At 35.6% G+C, this 15,664-nt stretch carries 18 protein-coding genes and 1 pseudogene; 6 read left to right on the forward strand and 13 right to left on the reverse strand.

Annotated elements, in window-relative coordinates:
• Window positions 1-171 precede the first annotated feature (171 nt).
• The 4 genes from ACKWB9_RS05015 to ACKWB9_RS05030 all read right to left on the reverse strand — a co-directional run bounded on the left by ACKWB9_RS05015 (window position 172) and on the right by ACKWB9_RS05030 (window position 2,141).
• Complete coding sequence (locus tag ACKWB9_RS05015; RefSeq protein ID WP_414001903.1) at window positions 172-798, reverse strand: MarR family winged helix-turn-helix transcriptional regulator; 627 nt, start codon at window positions 796-798, stop codon at window positions 172-174.
• Between the two features lie 53 nt (window positions 799-851).
• A complete protein-coding gene (locus tag ACKWB9_RS05020; RefSeq protein ID WP_414001904.1) occupies window positions 852-1,115 on the reverse strand; it encodes a DUF2024 family protein in 264 nt (87 codons plus the stop codon).
• 5 nt (window positions 1,116-1,120) lie between these two features.
• Window positions 1,121-1,843 (reverse strand): hypothetical protein, encoded by a 723-nt coding sequence (locus ACKWB9_RS05025; RefSeq protein WP_414001905.1) that lies wholly within the window; start codon window positions 1,841-1,843, stop codon window positions 1,121-1,123.
• Window positions 1,844-1,907: 64 nt separating this feature from the next.
• Window positions 1,908-2,141, reverse strand: coding sequence for a thioredoxin domain-containing protein (locus tag ACKWB9_RS05030; protein ID WP_414001906.1), 234 nt, complete (start codon window positions 2,139-2,141; stop codon window positions 1,908-1,910).
• Window positions 2,142-2,619: 478 nt separating this feature from the next.
• Between ACKWB9_RS05030 and ACKWB9_RS05035 the strand changes: the two are divergent.
• Together ACKWB9_RS05035 and ACKWB9_RS05040 are read left to right on the forward strand one after the other, a co-directional pair.
• Window positions 2,620-3,586: pseudogene (locus ACKWB9_RS05035) on the forward strand (IS110 family RNA-guided transposase).
• Window positions 3,587-3,788: 202 nt separating this feature from the next.
• Window positions 3,789-4,577, forward strand: coding sequence for a hypothetical protein (locus tag ACKWB9_RS05040; RefSeq protein WP_414001907.1), 789 nt, complete (start codon window positions 3,789-3,791; stop codon window positions 4,575-4,577).
• 349 nt (window positions 4,578-4,926) lie between these two features.
• Here ACKWB9_RS05040 and ACKWB9_RS05045 read toward each other — a convergent pair whose 3' ends face one another.
• The 8 genes from ACKWB9_RS05045 to ACKWB9_RS05080 all read right to left on the reverse strand — a co-directional run bounded on the left by ACKWB9_RS05045 (window position 4,927) and on the right by ACKWB9_RS05080 (window position 12,247).
• A complete protein-coding gene (locus tag ACKWB9_RS05045; RefSeq protein ID WP_414001908.1) occupies window positions 4,927-5,565 on the reverse strand; it encodes a hypothetical protein in 639 nt (212 codons plus the stop codon).
• 591 nt (window positions 5,566-6,156) lie between these two features.
• On the reverse strand, window positions 6,157-6,723 hold the full coding sequence (locus tag ACKWB9_RS05050; RefSeq protein ID WP_414001909.1) for a hypothetical protein: 567 nt from the start codon (window positions 6,721-6,723) through the stop codon (window positions 6,157-6,159).
• A gap of 174 nt (window positions 6,724-6,897) precedes the next feature.
• Window positions 6,898-7,527 carry a hypothetical protein gene (locus ACKWB9_RS05055; RefSeq protein ID WP_414001910.1) on the reverse strand — a complete coding sequence of 210 codons (630 nt, stop codon included), beginning with the start codon at window positions 7,525-7,527 and terminating at the stop codon, window positions 6,898-6,900.
• A gap of 425 nt (window positions 7,528-7,952) precedes the next feature.
• A complete protein-coding gene (locus tag ACKWB9_RS05060) occupies window positions 7,953-8,375 on the reverse strand; it encodes a lipocalin family protein (protein ID WP_414001911.1) in 423 nt (140 codons plus the stop codon).
• 262 nt (window positions 8,376-8,637) lie between these two features.
• A complete protein-coding gene (locus ACKWB9_RS05065; RefSeq protein WP_414001912.1) occupies window positions 8,638-9,312 on the reverse strand; it encodes an SIMPL domain-containing protein in 675 nt (224 codons plus the stop codon).
• A gap of 228 nt (window positions 9,313-9,540) precedes the next feature.
• Window positions 9,541-10,227: a hypothetical protein gene (locus ACKWB9_RS05070; RefSeq protein WP_414001913.1), complete on the reverse strand. Its 687-nt coding sequence runs from the start codon at window positions 10,225-10,227 to the stop codon at window positions 9,541-9,543.
• Window positions 10,228-10,399: 172 nt separating this feature from the next.
• Window positions 10,400-11,209 (reverse strand): DUF805 domain-containing protein, encoded by an 810-nt coding sequence (locus tag ACKWB9_RS05075; protein ID WP_414001914.1) that lies wholly within the window; start codon window positions 11,207-11,209, stop codon window positions 10,400-10,402.
• Between the two features lie 171 nt (window positions 11,210-11,380).
• Window positions 11,381-12,247, reverse strand: a complete 867-nt coding sequence (locus tag ACKWB9_RS05080; RefSeq protein ID WP_414002211.1) for an alpha/beta fold hydrolase — start codon at window positions 12,245-12,247, stop codon at window positions 11,381-11,383.
• A 178-nt stretch (window positions 12,248-12,425) separates the two neighbouring features.
• On the opposite strand from ACKWB9_RS05080, the gene ACKWB9_RS05085 reads away from it, so the two are divergent.
• Window positions 12,426-12,596: a hypothetical protein gene (locus ACKWB9_RS05085; RefSeq protein WP_414001915.1), complete on the forward strand. Its 171-nt coding sequence runs from the start codon at window positions 12,426-12,428 to the stop codon at window positions 12,594-12,596.
• A 201-nt stretch (window positions 12,597-12,797) separates the two neighbouring features.
• Window positions 12,798-13,208 carry a glyoxalase gene (locus ACKWB9_RS05090; protein WP_414001916.1) on the forward strand — a complete coding sequence of 137 codons (411 nt, stop codon included), beginning with the start codon at window positions 12,798-12,800 and terminating at the stop codon, window positions 13,206-13,208.
• On the opposite strand, the gene ACKWB9_RS05095 is transcribed toward ACKWB9_RS05090, so the two are convergent.
• Window positions 13,197-13,877, reverse strand: coding sequence for a DUF2461 domain-containing protein (locus ACKWB9_RS05095; protein WP_414001917.1), 681 nt, complete (start codon window positions 13,875-13,877; stop codon window positions 13,197-13,199). The two genes, ACKWB9_RS05090 and ACKWB9_RS05095, sit on opposite strands and share 12 nt — an antisense overlap.
• Window positions 13,878-13,971: 94 nt before the next feature.
• Between ACKWB9_RS05095 and epsC the strand changes: the two genes are divergently transcribed.
• Window positions 13,972-14,763, forward strand: coding sequence for a serine O-acetyltransferase EpsC (epsC, locus tag ACKWB9_RS05100; RefSeq protein WP_414001919.1), 792 nt, complete (start codon window positions 13,972-13,974; stop codon window positions 14,761-14,763).
• On the forward strand, window positions 14,756-15,640 hold the full coding sequence (gene cysM, locus ACKWB9_RS05105) for a cysteine synthase CysM (protein ID WP_414001920.1): 885 nt from the start codon (window positions 14,756-14,758) through the stop codon (window positions 15,638-15,640). The genes epsC and cysM overlap by 8 nt, the downstream gene beginning before the upstream one ends.
• Window positions 15,641-15,664: the final 24 nt, after the last annotated feature.

Here is a 15,664-nt window from a genome sequence, read left to right on the forward strand (position 1 = left end):
AAAAATCCCTGACACAAGAATCGAAACTTCTGATTCCACCATTCCTTTGGAGAAGTCCGAACTGTCCGGTATAACAGGAGGAAGTCACTTCTAATTTCAGTTCGTTTTTTGGAGGTTACAGTGTGTAATTAGTACTGACTTTTCCAACGGAAAATGTCCGCCCGCAATTAGTTATACACCATTTTGTTGGCCACTGGCTTTTTCTTCATATTCTGGACAGTCCAATCGAATTTCTTGCCTGGATAAGTTTTTTTGAAGTAAATTACAATAATCAACATTTCCATTTTTTTTATAGAACTTACATCCATAACAAGTTCTTTGAACACTTAAAATTCCATTGTAATTTAATTTGTAAATCAATTGACTTAAAGTATCAAATAAGCTATTTAATTCGGATTGTGAAAAGCTGTTGATCTGTTTTTTTAACGGATTTGAGAAATCATTCGTTTGAAAAACGATTTCATTTCCCAAATCGGATAATGCGATTGAATAACTGCGATTATCAGATGATGAAAACTTTTTAATTATTAGATTTTTCTTATCCAAGATCCGAACGGCATCACTTACAGTCGGTTTGGTCACATTAAACTCTTTTGCAAGGTGACTGACGTTACACAAGTTCCGTTTATGGTAAGCTATGAAAATAAGTATCTGAATCTGGATCGGACTTAATCCAACCAATTTAGCTTTTTCCCACAACAAGATTTTAAATACTTCTGAAACACGTTCCAATCCTGCAACGATTTTACTCGAAACATCTTTTTGTTGCTGTGTTGGGTCAAATGTACTTTCCTTCATAAAAAAGCCTGTCAAAATTGGTTCGACAAGCAAAGTTAGTAATCCTAATTAAATTAACCGCAATTTTCCATTTCAATAATAAAATAGCCTTTTTTCTCAATCGATAAAATCATTTCTTCCGTTGCCTGTTCAACGTGACAAAGATGACATTCATTCGATGTTAATTGATTGGTTTTAAGTGATTTGTTTTTAAGGTAATCATTACCAAAATTAAATACAGATTGTTCATTGTTTAAACTACTGGGAACTAGAATGTCGAAATGCATAACCTTTCCATCTGCTTTTTTCACATAGGTATCCCAAACTGAAACTTTCATAACTTTTATTTTTTTATTTTATATGGTAACGACAAATCTCCGCTTGCCACACTAAAAACTTCATAAACTCCTAGCATAGGTAAATTTTCATTACTTGTGTTTACTTTCATAAAAGCAGTTACACCGTCATAACTAAAGTCCGTTCTATTATTCATGCGATAATCTGGCACGACTACCCTTATAGTGTTGTTTTTAGTTGTGACGGGATAGCCTGGCGAATCCATGTACATTGGCATTCCTGGATTTGTTGGTGGTAAAACAACCGTATCATCAGCTTTCTTAAATTGTTTAACGGAAAGTCCTCCATCAACTCTTTTATCTTCGTGAAGTATTACCCAATGTGGGTGCCAAATAATTCCATCGTTATCAAATATTTGGTCATTATTCTCATCCCAAAGTGGGGTATCATCAAAATCGGGGTGCGATGTTAGAGCAAGTGCAACAATTCCGTCTGTTTGACTAAAGCCAACATCAGTAGGTTTTAAGCTTGTTGGGAAAACATATCCCAAAACTGGTGCGCCATCAAGTTGACCAACTTTTATAGGTGTTGTTTTTCCTGCTGTTCCATCTACGGATATTTCCCAAATAGTAATGCCCAAATTAGGTTCGTGTGCTACGCTAACTTCATTAATCTTGAAGTTGTCATTTTTATATTCGCTTTCTTGAGCACAAGATTTGGTAGTGCTTAAAAGCATTGTTGCCGAAAGTAATAATAGTATTGATTTCATTGTCTTTGTTTTAAGAAGTCAGGAATTCTTTTACATTAGGATTCCTAACTATGTATTTTAAAAATTAACCTTTTAGATCTGCCATTGAAGCACCAAAGTTGATATGTAATGTATTTCCATTTGGTGTAACTAAAGCCGGGACAGACTTTACTCCCGCTTTTTCCGCTTCTGAAACTCTCTTCCGGTCTTCGCCAATGTTTACGACTTCAACATTATCAACACCTACTAAATTAATAATGTCGTGTTCCGCACTTACACAAACTGGACAACCTGCGTGATAGAAAATTGATTTACTCATTTTTTAATTATTTTAAAATTGATGCATTATTGCGATACAAATATAGTAAGGAATCCTTACTATAAAAATTTTATCTTTAAATACCTTTGAAGAAATGCTATCATTTTTCTTTCAAATAAAGCCTAACGTCTAGTGTATGATTTCGTTGTGACGGCATCTGCGAAGCAGCGGGCGCGCTGGCAAGTCAGGATTATTCCGCTTAGAAATCAATCGTTGATTTATACTTTTACTTTGGCGAGGCTCAAGGCCACAATGAATTATAGCCATCTTAAGTTTGAATCTCTTTAAATTGATGTACTAATCCGAAAGAACAAAAGAGAGGGATAAGGTCAATATAGCCATAGGAAGTAATGATTCCGTCAACATTGATGGCCCCCTCTCTTTTCCATCCAAGAATTCGTTCGGTTCCGTGAGACCTTTGATCTCGATTTCAAGTTGTTGAAGCTTAGATGGAGCGTCCTTTCCAAAACGTTTCGATATGAATAAAGATAGCAAAATCCATGGAGTGGATATCAGCAAGGATGTATTTGATGTGATGGGCCCTAATGGTGACCACCATCAGTTTGTTAATGCACCCAAAGGTTTTAAGCAATACCTTAAGTTGTTGGGCGAAGAAGGTCTGGTGGTCATGGAAGCTATAGGGTATTATCATTATTTATTGGCACAGTTCCTTTATGGTTCAGGTATCAAGGTTTCCGTTGTAAACCCTTTGTCGGTAAAGCGGTTCAGGCAAATGAAACTGTCCAAGGTAAAGACCGGTAAGAGCGATGCCAGGGCCATACGGGATTATGCCTGTGTCAATGAAGTTCCGCTTTATGATGGCAAAGGAGCTTTAACAGGCCGAGAGTCTACAATTACTGGCCTTAATGGATATTTATTTAAAGCAGCGCACCCAAATAAAGAACAAGCTCCACGGTGAGAAAGTACTGGGCATACCTTCAAAAGCGGCCTACCGTTCATTGAAACGCACGTTAAAGGTTTTGGACCGAGAGTTGTGTTCGCTCAATGAGCGATTGCCCTGCTCGGTCAAAGAGACCCGGCAAGAGCAATTGACCAATTTAAAGAGCATACCGGGACTGGGCGATAAGACCGTTGCTTTGTTGATTGTTCCGACCGATGGCTTTACCAAGTTCGATAATGCAGGCCAACTGTGCGATTATGCGGGTATCGCGCCAACAATAAGATGTTCCGGAAGCAGTGTAAGGGGAAGGAGCGGGATAAGTAAGGTCGGGAACAGAAAACTTAGGAACCTATTGTTCCTGTGTGCCTTTTCGGCCTGTAGACATAACAAGGCCTGTAGGGAAATATATGAACGGATAACAGCAAAGGGGAAGAGCAAAAAACTGGCATTGATCGCTGTGTCCAACAAACTTTTAAAACAAGCATTTGCCATTGCAAAATCAGGGATGCCCTATGATGAAAACTATGTGTCCGGATCAACTTAAAAGAACTTGTTTTTTAACTCAGTTCTTTGTTATCTTATGTAGCGATACGTTAGAGTAAGCACGTCCCTTTTCGTCTCCGTTTTTTCTCCACCGTGTCAGGCTCGTTTCTTAACTTTTTTAGTCGATATTGTTCTGAAAAGAAAACACTAATAATAACAATAATGAACAGTTGATTTCGTTAAAAATAAAATATTTTAATAGTATGAAAAATTTGGAAACCGCAAAAATTGTTGCATTCTCCGCCGGAACTGTTCTGATGATTTATAATTTGGCAATGGCAGTCAATATAAATTCATTTTTTGTGGAAACCGATTTAATCTCCTCAACAATTGGTTTCGCTTCCTTAGCTGTTATTACTTATATGTTCTACATCTTAAAAAAGCTCCTGAATACACATTTAAAAAATAATAGTGCTGACAAACTATTAACTTGGACAGTCAGATTGTTTATAGCTATTGGTATTTTGCAACTTTATATCATATTTTCAATGGTAACAATGTTATTCAGAGAAGCAGCAGAGTTAATAGTTGAACCGTCTTCAATATTCGGCTCCATCTTTAAAATGTTAATGAATTTTGTGCTGTTAATAGGTCTGTCGCTTGCATTAGGATTAGTTCTTATTTTTTTAGGAAATAAATTGCGAAAAATTAAGACGAATAATGAGCATTTATTTTTGACGATTGGTTTAACTGTTGCGATTTTGGGAATTGTCGGGTTATTAACAAATTTTCAAATTATAGATAATCAATTCATTTATTCAATTGTAGAAGCTGCAACAATAATTTTTATGGGAATTATTTTTAAAAAGTATGAACACCTTAGCCCGATGTTAATAAATGACGAATCTTTACCTGTAGAAATATCCAAACAAGTTCCAATTATTGAAGATGAATTAACTGATGAATTAAACCAAGAAGATACAGAATCAACGGACAAAAATGATGAAAACGATTTAGATAAAGAAGACCCGAGTCGATTTATGCCAAAGTGATGTATTCTCCAAACAAGCTAAAAGTCCATTAGCTATAGTTCCGTTTGAGTAAAGTCCATCTACGAAAACTTGCTCAGAATTCTGTTCCTTAACACTTTGTAATACTAAAAATTTGACTCCCAAATCTTTCCGGTTTCGGTTTAGTTCCGCTAGAATATTTTTTTTGAGCTATTGAAGATAACGGTCTCGTATAACCGCAGTTATGGGACTGAAGTTATTGGTTTTTCGGTTGGGTCGCAAGCCTTAGCAATTCCGAGTGGATTCGGACGTAGTCGTCCCGATAGCTATCGAGGACGCCGTAATTGCGGTTTTACATTGTTGTAACACGTTTTTTTTCATTCAGTTACTTTTAAATTTCTATTTTGGTAAAGTAGATGTTGTCAGTTGGTTCGCTCCAATCAAACTCATAATTTCCTTTCAATGTGATTGGTGGTCCATATGGTTTAGCTGTCCGATATTCCAAAACTTGACCTGATTTATATTTCGAACCTTTTCGGATGTCAAAATCTTTAGTGTCTGCTGAATATTTCGATTGATTTACATAATGATTATGGTCTGTCGAAATAAAAAGATAATTCAAGTCAATTCCATTTTCTTTATACGCTTCTAAATTCGAAATGTCTTTGAAAATGTCATATCTATTATTTGGTTCTCTGTGGTTTTTCTTTTTGAAGAACTTTAATTCAATTGCTCCAGTCGCAAACTCCTTTTCAGTTCCAAAAGTCATTAAAATATCTACTCTCGCATTTTTACTGTTACTCTTAATACTTGTCGATTTTAACTTTACATAATTTTCCATTTCGAGATTAAATTTCTCGTTCGGATGAAATTCATAAAGCTGTCCAAAGACTTTTAAAATGTATCCTAACTCAAGTTGGAAAGAGGCTTCATTTTTTGAAATTATTCCGCCATTTGCAAGTTTCATTTCCAATGTCCGAAATGACATTTCAATTATTTCTTTTAATCGATTTCGGTACTTTTCAATCATTCGCAATGGTTTTTTTAAATGTGTTACAACGGTTGGGCTAAGGTTCGTTGCTGTGATTTGTCCGAAGGACAATCCAGCCGAACCTAAAGATAGCTTTTTGCGCGTGATTTCCGTTTAGGAAATCCGCAAGCAATGAATTTTAGGCATTGTTGTGCAATGTGATTACCACGTTCTCTTCATCAAAGTCCTAATGAGGCCCTTTTTTAGTCCGAATTGTTTTCGAAAGTTTTTTACTTCACTTGCATGTCCTAACAAACACAGAAATGCAAGTTTGAACAAAATATCAAAATGTTCCGAATCGATTTTTTTAAGTGAATATGTGTCAATATATTTTTGAATCAGTCCTACGACGGTTATTTCAGCGTCAAATTCCGTTTTAGATTTATTCCAATTTTTTACAGGTTTTATCATTTTCTACTGCGTTCCAGTCTAGATTTGTTCAGCATATTGCACAACGGTCTCGTATAACCGTCAGTTGTGGGTTTTAAGCTACTGTTTTTCAGTTTAGAACTGACTTTAGCAATTCCGTGTGGATTCGGACGTAGTCGTCCCGATAGCTATCGAGGACGCCGTAATTGCGGTAATACATTGTTAAGCTTTGTTTTTATATTCATTTATTATTTCATCATCCCACACTTGGGCTTCTACATATTTATCATACTTTGAACTTTCCTGTGTTTGTGATTTTTCCTCAGTTGGCAGTCCATACTCACCAATCAGATTGTTTATTTCACTCAATAAGAAAACTTGTCCGTTACAATTCTTTCGATATGTTGCAAGTTTTGGTTCGTCATAAAATTGAAATGAAATCATACTGTCAGGATATGTAAAACTAATTTGGTCAGGTTTGAAATCAGTTAGAGGTATTTTTATCACACCAGGATTTACATACCAAGATTTTGCCCAATTACATTCTCCTAAAGTAAAATAGAAAGGGTCATTTCTATTCGGCTTTCCACCTTTTAAGATAAATTGTTCTTTAATTCTGTTTTCAAGAGAAAACCTTAAATCAATATAGTTTTTTGGTCTTTTGCTATTAAATCCTTCTGATATTTGACTTTGGACACTTTCCGCCTCTTCAAGTCCATATTCAGTTATATTTCGAAATGGTCCATTATCAAATTCATAATAATGAAAAAGAAATTTCGGTATAGTCATATTCTTCTTTCAAATAAAGCCTAACGGTCTCGTATAACCGTCAGTTACGGGTTAATATGCCTTTATTTTCGGTTTAGCACTGACCTTTAGCAATTCCGTGTGGATTCGGACGTAGTCGTCCCGATAGCTATCGAGGACGCCGTAATTGCGGTTATACATTGTTACCATGCGTTTTTATATTTTTTCTATCAGTTTCGATACCTTATCAAGTCGTTTTATTTGCGACTCCTTTTCACATTCTGACATTCGCTCATTTATTATTTTTTGATAAATTTCTTTGTTTTTCTCGTTTATCGATATGGTTGATTTTTCCATGTATTTAGGCAATTGTTTAACTGGACATTTCCACAGTTGGTCAGTCGACAAGTTCTCAACTTTGTCTTGAAACTCCGAATATTTATTGAGCTTTGTATATATTTCAACTCCTGCATCAACCGTTATTACAGAGCCTTTATTTACAGTGCTAGAAATCAGTTCTATTGATTCAAATATCTCCTTGCTTTTTATATCCGAAATTGTTCCCAGAGCTATCATTCCTCCCCAAACTAATCTATTGTTTTTACTAGATAACAACTCCAAAAATTCTGCATAGTAATCCGAAATCAGGTTAGGTTTTATATAGGCAGTTTCATAAAGGGTTTTTATACAATCAGCTTGAATTTTTTTATCCATGTTTTTCAGATTCTCAACAAGTTCCTTAATTGCATTTTTATTTTCAATTTCTGCAATCTCCTTAGCTAAAGCAATATTTGCATCATTTCCTTTTTGTCCTAATGATGATGAGAGTTTGGGTATTACAGTCATAATTTTCTTTTGTTATTCAATTCCATGAGTTTTTTCTCAAATGCATGGTAACGGTTGGGCTAAGCGTAGTGCGGAGGCAAGGGAACTTTTCGTTTCCATCTGCCGACGTAGCTAAAGCTTATTGTTTTGTTTTTCTTTTTTCTGTCCAAAGCAAAATCCCAAAGATTTTGCGACTTATAAATATGCACAAGCCTTTCGATTAAGCCCGAAACCCTTATTGTTTATAGGTTTTGTTAGCAAAAGTATTTTCCACCAAGATTGCGTTTTAGGCGATTCAATTCCGTTTGCGAACAGTTTTACAATTCCGACTGCATTAACTTTGGCAGTTTCATTTTACATTCTACTCCGTTCAGTTTTATTGCTTACAATATTTAGGTAAAGTAGGGGTGTTTACAACTAGGAAAAGCAAGATAATATTTTAATTATTAATTTTTCTTGAGTGTAATATAATTGTTGGAAGAGGATAGTGTCAATGTCCCATTCTTAAAAGCTCTTATTTGATAAACTATTTTACCGGAGATAGTTGTAATGGTAAGTATATTATTAGCCGAAAGACTCCAAGTACCAGAAGTTATTTTCTTATTCTTAACAAATACAATGGAAAAGTCTTTTTTAAAAGAATATCTGTCTTTAAATCTAGGGTAGGGATTTGATCTATATTTAGAATGGGCTATTGCTGTTGTATACCAAACTCCTATTAAATCCTCTTCATTGATTCTATTTTGGAAAGTGGAATCGAATGCTTGATCATTTTTAAAATTTTCTCGATTAGATTTAGAAATTTGATTTTCCTGACCAAAACTTAATAAACCAAAAAAGATGATAAACAATGCTATAAATTCTCTCATAAAATGATTGAAACAAGAATCATTCCAATTTAAGAACCGCAATTGCCATAGTAACAAGTTCGTATATTTATTATGGATTAATAGTGAATATTACCTTTCGCGGGTCATTTAATATTTTTGCTAACGGTCTTGTGTATGATTAGTTGCGGACTTTTCCAACGGAAAATGTCCGCCTCTACCGAAGATAGTTAATTGCAAGGATTTCCATTTTGGGAAATCCGACCGCAATTAATTATACACCGTGTTGTACGCTGTAATTTATTTATTCCGCCTCGTATTTTACAAGTATGCTCTTTTCCAAGACTCCAGCATTAAACTTAAAAGATGTGGAAGAACCTCCATATGACCTAGAGTAAGCAAAATTTTCAATAAAACTAGAAATTATACTGAACTCAGATTTTGATTCCGAAATCTCAATTATATCCCCAACTTTTTTTCCACTCAATTCAGCAATTAGTTCAGCCCTTTCTCTGGCCTTTCTTAACAACCTTTTATAGATTTCCTCAGTTTTCGATTCCCTATCCTCATACTTTATGTTCGACATGTAGAAGTTTATTCCCTCCGTTTTCATCCGGTTTTTAAATTCCTCTTTTTGAATTGAATCTTTGATTTTGACAATGAAGTTTCTTTTGTCCGTTGGGTCCATTGTAAAACTAGCCTCTGGATTACCACTTAGCCTAAATTCGTATCCCCATTTTTTTAGGTTGTCAGTTATTCTGTCCTCTTCTTTTCTGAGTTTTCCCGAAAACTCACTTTCTGAGTTTGGGTTTTCATAATCGTATCTAAATTTAAGTCCACTTGAAACCTCAAATTCATAGGATATTGGTTTTAAAGTAATGGTGTCTTTAACCATTACCTCAATAAATTTTTCTTGCGAAAAAACAGCTCCAGATAATAATAAAAGAGTGGTTGTTAGTAAGAGTATTTTGTTTTTCATTTCAGTTTGGTCATTATAGCGTATAACGGTTTCGGCTATGAACAGTACGGGGGCAAACTAGCGTTTGATTTCCGCCAAGCACATAGCAAAATCTTTTGGTTTTCTTTTTTTCTTTGTCCCGCTAAAAAGCAAAATCCTAAAGATTTTGCGGACTTTATAAAAATACGCAAACCCTGCGATTAAACCCGAAACCCGTATTGTTTATAGGTTTTGTTGTACGCTGGCTTTTTACTTATTTTCTAGTTGTAAATTTTTGATATTGACCTGTCCTGCGGGAATTACTGTATTGTTTAATTTATAAAAAAGTTTACCGTCCTTTACATTCAAACCTGCACGTACAGTTCCTCCTAATCCTTTGTTGAATAGAGTTATGACATAAAAAGAGTCTGTGTTATTTGGCATTATTGTTTTTTGCAATGAAGAAGGTTTTTGAAGATTATTATCCAGAATATCATTTAGACTTCCCAAACCATAATTTAGTAATGATAATTTATCAATGTTCATTTCTTTTTTTGAAACAAAAACTTTAAAATAGTTATCAAAAGTTAATCCATGTGCGAATCCGGAAGATGGAATCTCAATTGATAATTCAAAAGGGTTATTGGTTTCATTAATTATCCGAGTCCAAAAAACAGCATAAACATATTTTTCTCCGTTTGGGCCATTATATTCTAGTCCACCTTTTGGTAAGCTATTTTGTATAGTTATTCTTTTACCATTAGTATCATTATATCTGTACTCATCATCTAAGAATTTTCTATGATTTTCATCTTGAGACCTTTGCTCTTCGTTGGTCTCTAACGATTCTAGTGTTCCGATTTCAGTAGTGATTCTGTCATTTGATGACTTGTTTTCTTGACCACAGGAAGAAATTGCTATAGTTGCTATTATCGTTAAGATTAAAAAATTTCTCACTTGTTTTTAGCTTGCGTACAACGGTCTCGGCTATGATTTCGTTGCGGAAAAATCCGCAGGATTCTTTCCGCCGTAGCCAAAAGATAACAAAATTGCGGTGAATTCCGATTAGGAATTCAACCGCAATGAATTATAGCCATTGTTGCCCACAGTTATTTTTTAAATTATTATTTTATTCAATACCTTTTTCTATGTTTTTTCCATCTTTTAAACTCAAGTAAATTCCGAAAATCAAACCGAATAGTGGGTAAATAAACAGTAAACTCCATAAACTGTTGATTTCTATATCCTGCAACCGTCTTGCGGCAGGTTTTATTAAGTAAATTGAATAACCAAATAAAAATATTGTCAATGTCCAAGATAATAGCAATAATAAGTCGAAATATGGCAAAAATGAAATGGCAATGCTAATAACGAATAAAATCACTAAATAAATAAATTTCTTTCTAAATTCAGTTTTGTCAATTCGACCAGTTGCAATTTTAAACTCCTTTTTTTGAGTTGGTATTTTTGTCAATTCCTCTGGTTCTTTTGAGTCCGATTCTTCTACTTCAGTTAATATTTTTGTTTTTAGTAATTCCGCTTTTTCTCGAAATTCTTGTTCAGTCAATATGTTTTCATTTCTTAATTTCTTTAAGGACTTATATTCGTCTGATTTTTCAAAAAACTCGTTTTGCTTTTTTGCTATAAGTTGGTTAGTTTTTAACTCAAATTCTTCTTCTGTTAAAATTCCTTGTTTTTTGAAATTTTCAAGGTCTTTGATGCTGTTTTTAGTTTTGTCAATATTAAATCCAATCGAAATGTTGTTGTTTTTATTCCAAATCCCTAAAATAATAGCCAAAACCCATTGTGCTGGTGGAAAAACAAATAATATTCCTAAAACCATTTTTTGAGGCTTTGTAAAATAATCAGACTTTAATATAAAAACTGTGGAAGCAAAAGTTAATCCTACAAGAATTCCAACGCCAATACTATTATCCATTTTCTAATTTGTTTTTTATGAAAGTTCATTAAGCGAAAGTTGCTCTTTAATTGTGGGCAACGGTCTCGTATAACCGTCAGTTACGGGTTAATATGTGTTAATTTTTGGTTTGACACAGACGTTAGCAATTCCGAGTGGATTCGGACGTAGTCGAATCCGCCGTAATTGCGGTTATACATTGTTGGCAATAGTTTTTTTATTAATCCATTCAGTCACAATTGGCCAGATTTCTTTTCTTGAATTTTGTGATTTTAATATTCTACTATGATTATAATTTTCAAGATTTCCATTTTCTTCTGATAGATAAATCAAATGGTTTTGCGAATTTTCAAATGCATTTAGATATTTTTCGCAACCAGTTTTTGGTGCAATAAAATTATCTCCACTTGCGCATATTGATAAAATCGGAATTTTTATTTCATTCATTTTACTCAAATAGTCAAATCCGTTTTCTCCAATGAAATTATGTTTTAAATTCCAATCAAACCATTGTTTCATCGTGTAATAACTTTCGCTGTGTTCAGTTGAACCAGCAGTTTTAGCAGGAACAACTCCTAACAAAGCTGTCAAATATTTACTCGCTAAAATTTTCATTCGATTATTAAATTCAGTTCCTGCTCCGAAAGCTTGCACTCCAAATAATGTAATACTGTTAATTCTTGAGTGATAGCTTTTGTCTTTAATTAAAAGCATAGTTAGAGCAATTCCGCCACCACTATGAGCTAAACAATCTATATTTTCAATATTTTGGTCATTGAAAAGAAATTCAAATGTTGATTTGGTGTCATATTTTGCAATGGTTTCAAAATCAAATTTCTTTTTGCTTTTAGAACTTTCTCCGTGATTTCGCCATTCCATTAACCAACAGGTAAAGCCTTGTTCGGTCAAATGAGAGGCAATTCCAGAGCATATTTTTCGGTTTGAGAAAGTTCCGTGAGTTAAAAAAATATGCCTTTCAGAATTAGTTTTAGGGCTTAACTTCCAGAGTGCGATTTTTTCGTTGTCTTCAGTTTCTATATGGTATAAGTGCTCTTTCAGAACTTGATTTTTAAATTATTGCCAACACATAAATAACTCTGTATTTATGTCCGTTTTTCCAAAAATAAGAATTATTCGCTATCCCTTATAGTATAAGAGATTATATAAAATGAGTCATACAGGTATTTTGTATAACAGGTTAGGCAAAACTATTAGAAATGTTATACAAAATACCTGTATGGATTTTTTAAAATATTCTTTTGAACCATCTGAACATCGCGGCAAGAACATCATTCTTATACAATTTGGGTTTGATAAGACCTTGGACGCGGATTTGCGCAAAAGTTTTCATCCGCAAAATGGAGCGCCACTAAAAAATCATGATATCCGCTACGAAAGGAAAAAATGACAAGGTCAAGGAACAAAAGGACCATTTTTTGGCCCTTTGAAAAAGTTTGAACGAGTTCTATACCTAGTCTTCATACAAGCTGGGGTCGCTATAAAAAATTATTTAACCGTCTAAAACCACTGTTCATAACCCGTTAAAAACTAATTATGGCTTAAAAAAGGGCAATGTGCATATTCATTACCTTTATACAAACCTTGTATAATGAACGATAGGTCCCAGCAGTTGCTCCAGATTCGTCCCGAAATTCCGTCTGCCAGAATAGTGCCCAATATGAGTATGGAGGAGCATTTTCAGAATAAGACCCTCCGCCCGATCATTAAATTGCAAAACGATCTTTTATTGGCCTCTTTCCAAAACTATATCGTTAAGGCCAAAAATGCTTTTTATGAATTGACTTTGGAAAAACGATCGGAGTATATTACCAACGCCATACAGAAGGATATTAAATTCAGGAATGCGCTCAAAGGCATGATCATTGGGCAATTTACCGTTGAAGAATATGAACGGTATATTCAAAATTCCTCCGCATTGAACAAAAGAATGATGAACCTTGTTATTAAAAGAATCCAAGATCAACTTCAATATTTTGAAAGAATGGCATTAGTCCAGTAAGGACTCTCCGTTCAAATTTGTGGTAAGGATATTGCTCATTAGATCAAAATAAGGCCTGATTACCTTAAAAGACCTGTTTACCTCCATTATAAAGCTTTCGTCCAAAACTTCCTTATCCGAAAAATTCCGTACAAAAATAAATTGCTTTTTTCGGATCAGATCAATGTTCTTGTGTGTTTTGTCAAAGCCTTTGGGAGCGGTCTTGACCTCATCCCCTATCATAGTGCCCCAAACAGATTTCAAGTCCTTCTGTGTCATAATTTCCTTTAGTTCATCCGCATCCTGCTCCCATTCTTTCCGTATTCGGAACAGGTCTTCCTTGTTCGGGTTCCAGAATCCGGTCGCAATAAAACTACCTTCGGGCTGTATATGCAAATAATACCCGCCCCTTCTATGGTTTCCCGCTCTGGAAAACGAAGCCGAAAAATTATATTTATAAGGTGTTTTATCTTTTGAAAATCGGACATCCCTATAAATTCTGAATACTTTTAGCTTTTCGATTTCATCATGGGTTTTCAGAACTTCCAATAATCCGTTAAAAAAAACTTTTACCTCCCCTTCATGGACCTTAAATTGTTTTTTGTTCTCCGTGAACCATTCGCGGTTATTATTTTCTTTGAGTTGGTTTAAAAATTGAAATACCTCTTTGGTGATAATAGGGTGTATCATATAGCCTAACAGTTGTTATTTTAAGCTAAAGTTAACCATTTGTCTAAAAGTCTATAGGATTTATTGGTTAATTTTGGAAATCTAATCAATTGTAATGGATCACCGATCAATAATAGATAAAATCAACCAGCACAAAAAGCAGCCCAATCTTAGGTTCCGCTTAAAGGAGCAGGTAGAGAATTTCACCAACGTACTTTTTTATACACTTTTTGATATGGAAACCCCGGTTTCCGACAACCTAAAAAAATTGGAGAACCAATTTGATGTTTTAGTCGGTTTGGCCTGTTGGGAAAGTGAAAGACCCTGCAAAAAAGTTTGGGAGAATTATGTGGAAAAGCTTCCCGAGGTATTGGAACGTTTAAATCTGGATGCCGAAGCGACCGTAAATTGCGATCCCGCATCCTTATCCATCGAGGAAGTGTACATGGCGTATCCCGGTTTTTATGCTATCGCCATTTACAGGCTTGCCCATGAGTTGTACGATGCTGGTTTTCCCTTGGTTCCAAGATTGATGACCGAGTACGCACACAGACAGACAGGCGTGGATATCAACCCCGGTGCTAAAATCGGCCGGGCGTTCCATATAGATCACGGTACGGGTATCGTTATAGGGGAGACCGCCATTATAAAAAATGACGTGAAAATATACCAGGGGGTTACTTTGGGCGGTCTTTACGTAGCCAAGGATTTACAGCGGACCAAAAGGCACCCTACTATTGAGGACAATGTTACCATTTATGCCAATGCCACTATTTTAGGTGGTGAAACGGTTATTGGTGCCCACAGCGTTATTGGTGGTAATGCATGGTTAACTTCTTCCGTGCCTCCACATTCCACCGTTTTTCATTCCCCTGAAATTAAAATTAAAACCGCGCCAAATGTCTAGATCCATTTTGGAATTGATCGGGAATACCCCACTTATAGCCTCCCGTGTATTGAATACAAACCCCAATGTGAGTGTATTGTTCAAAATGGAAGGGCACAATCCCGGCGGAAGCGTCAAAGATCGGGCGGCCCTTAATATGATAAAGAGCGGTCTGGACAAGGGAAGCATAAAAACAACGGACAAGCTGATAGAGGCTACAAGTGGCAATACGGGTATCGCATTGGCCATGATAGCTGGTATTTATGGCTTGGACATAGAACTGGTAATGCCCGAAAATTCTACGAAAGAACGTGTACAGACCATGCGGGCCTATGGGGCCAAAGTTACGCTTACCCCTTCCGGTGTGGGCATTGAAGGGGCAAGGGACTATGCCGAGAATAAAGTGCTGAACGACGGATGCATTATGTTGAACCAGTTTGCCAATGCCGACAATTGGAAGGCACATTACCATACCACGGGACCCGAAATTTGGAAGGATACGAAAGGTACCATCACTCATTTTGTTTCCTCCATGGGAACCACGGGCACTATAATGGGAACCTCTACCTATCTAAAAGAAAAGGATACGAACGTACAAATTGTTGGTGTACAGCCTACGGACAACTCCAGGATTCCCGGCATACGAAAATGGCCCCGAGCCTATTTACCTAAAATATTCGATGCCAGTAAAGTGGATCGTATTATGGAAGTTAGCGAAAAGGAAGCTTCCACTATGGCCAGGAGGTTGGCAAAGAAAGAAGGCATTTTTGCCGGAATGAGCAGTGGGGGTGCGGCAACAGTGGCGCTCCGGTTGGCAAACGAACTGGACAAAGGCGTCATCGTGTCCGTGGTTTGTGACCGCGGAGATCGTTATTTATCCTCGGATTTGTTCGATTGAAAAATTATCCCGTAAACAAAACAC

The sequence above is a fragment of the Maribacter spongiae genome (genome assembly GCF_047345125.1).
Classification (GTDB): domain Bacteria; phylum Bacteroidota; class Bacteroidia; order Flavobacteriales; family Flavobacteriaceae; genus Maribacter.

Excerpts from the sequence above, each read along its gene's own strand:
- ACKWB9_RS05015 (WP_414001903.1), bottom strand. The coding sequence starts at position 798 with ATGAAGGAAAGTACATTTGACCCAACACAGCAACAAAAAGATGTTTCG.
- ACKWB9_RS05020 (WP_414001904.1), bottom strand. The coding sequence starts at position 1,115 with ATGAAAGTTTCAGTTTGGGATACCTATGTGAAAAAAGCAGATGGAAAG.
- ACKWB9_RS05025 (WP_414001905.1), bottom strand. The coding sequence starts at position 1,843 with ATGAAATCAATACTATTATTACTTTCGGCAACAATGCTTTTAAGCACT.
- ACKWB9_RS05030 (WP_414001906.1), bottom strand. The coding sequence starts at position 2,141 with ATGAGTAAATCAATTTTCTATCACGCAGGTTGTCCAGTTTGTGTAAGT.
- ACKWB9_RS05040 (WP_414001907.1), top strand. The coding sequence starts at position 3,789 with ATGAAAAATTTGGAAACCGCAAAAATTGTTGCATTCTCCGCCGGAACT.
- ACKWB9_RS05045 (WP_414001908.1), bottom strand. The coding sequence starts at position 5,565 with ATGATTGAAAAGTACCGAAATCGATTAAAAGAAATAATTGAAATGTCA.
- ACKWB9_RS05050 (WP_414001909.1), bottom strand. The coding sequence starts at position 6,723 with ATGACTATACCGAAATTTCTTTTTCATTATTATGAATTTGATAATGGA.
- ACKWB9_RS05055 (WP_414001910.1), bottom strand. The coding sequence starts at position 7,527 with ATGACTGTAATACCCAAACTCTCATCATCATTAGGACAAAAAGGAAAT.
- ACKWB9_RS05060 (WP_414001911.1), bottom strand. The coding sequence starts at position 8,375 with ATGAGAGAATTTATAGCATTGTTTATCATCTTTTTTGGTTTATTAAGT.
- ACKWB9_RS05065 (WP_414001912.1), bottom strand. The coding sequence starts at position 9,312 with ATGAAAAACAAAATACTCTTACTAACAACCACTCTTTTATTATTATCT.
- ACKWB9_RS05075 (WP_414001914.1), bottom strand. The coding sequence starts at position 11,209 with ATGGATAATAGTATTGGCGTTGGAATTCTTGTAGGATTAACTTTTGCT.
- ACKWB9_RS05085 (WP_414001915.1), top strand. The coding sequence starts at position 12,426 with ATGGATTTTTTAAAATATTCTTTTGAACCATCTGAACATCGCGGCAAG.
- ACKWB9_RS05090 (WP_414001916.1), top strand. The coding sequence starts at position 12,798 with ATGAACGATAGGTCCCAGCAGTTGCTCCAGATTCGTCCCGAAATTCCG.
- ACKWB9_RS05095 (WP_414001917.1), bottom strand. The coding sequence starts at position 13,877 with ATGATACACCCTATTATCACCAAAGAGGTATTTCAATTTTTAAACCAA.
- epsC (WP_414001919.1), top strand. The coding sequence starts at position 13,972 with ATGGATCACCGATCAATAATAGATAAAATCAACCAGCACAAAAAGCAG.
- cysM (WP_414001920.1), top strand. The coding sequence starts at position 14,756 with ATGTCTAGATCCATTTTGGAATTGATCGGGAATACCCCACTTATAGCC.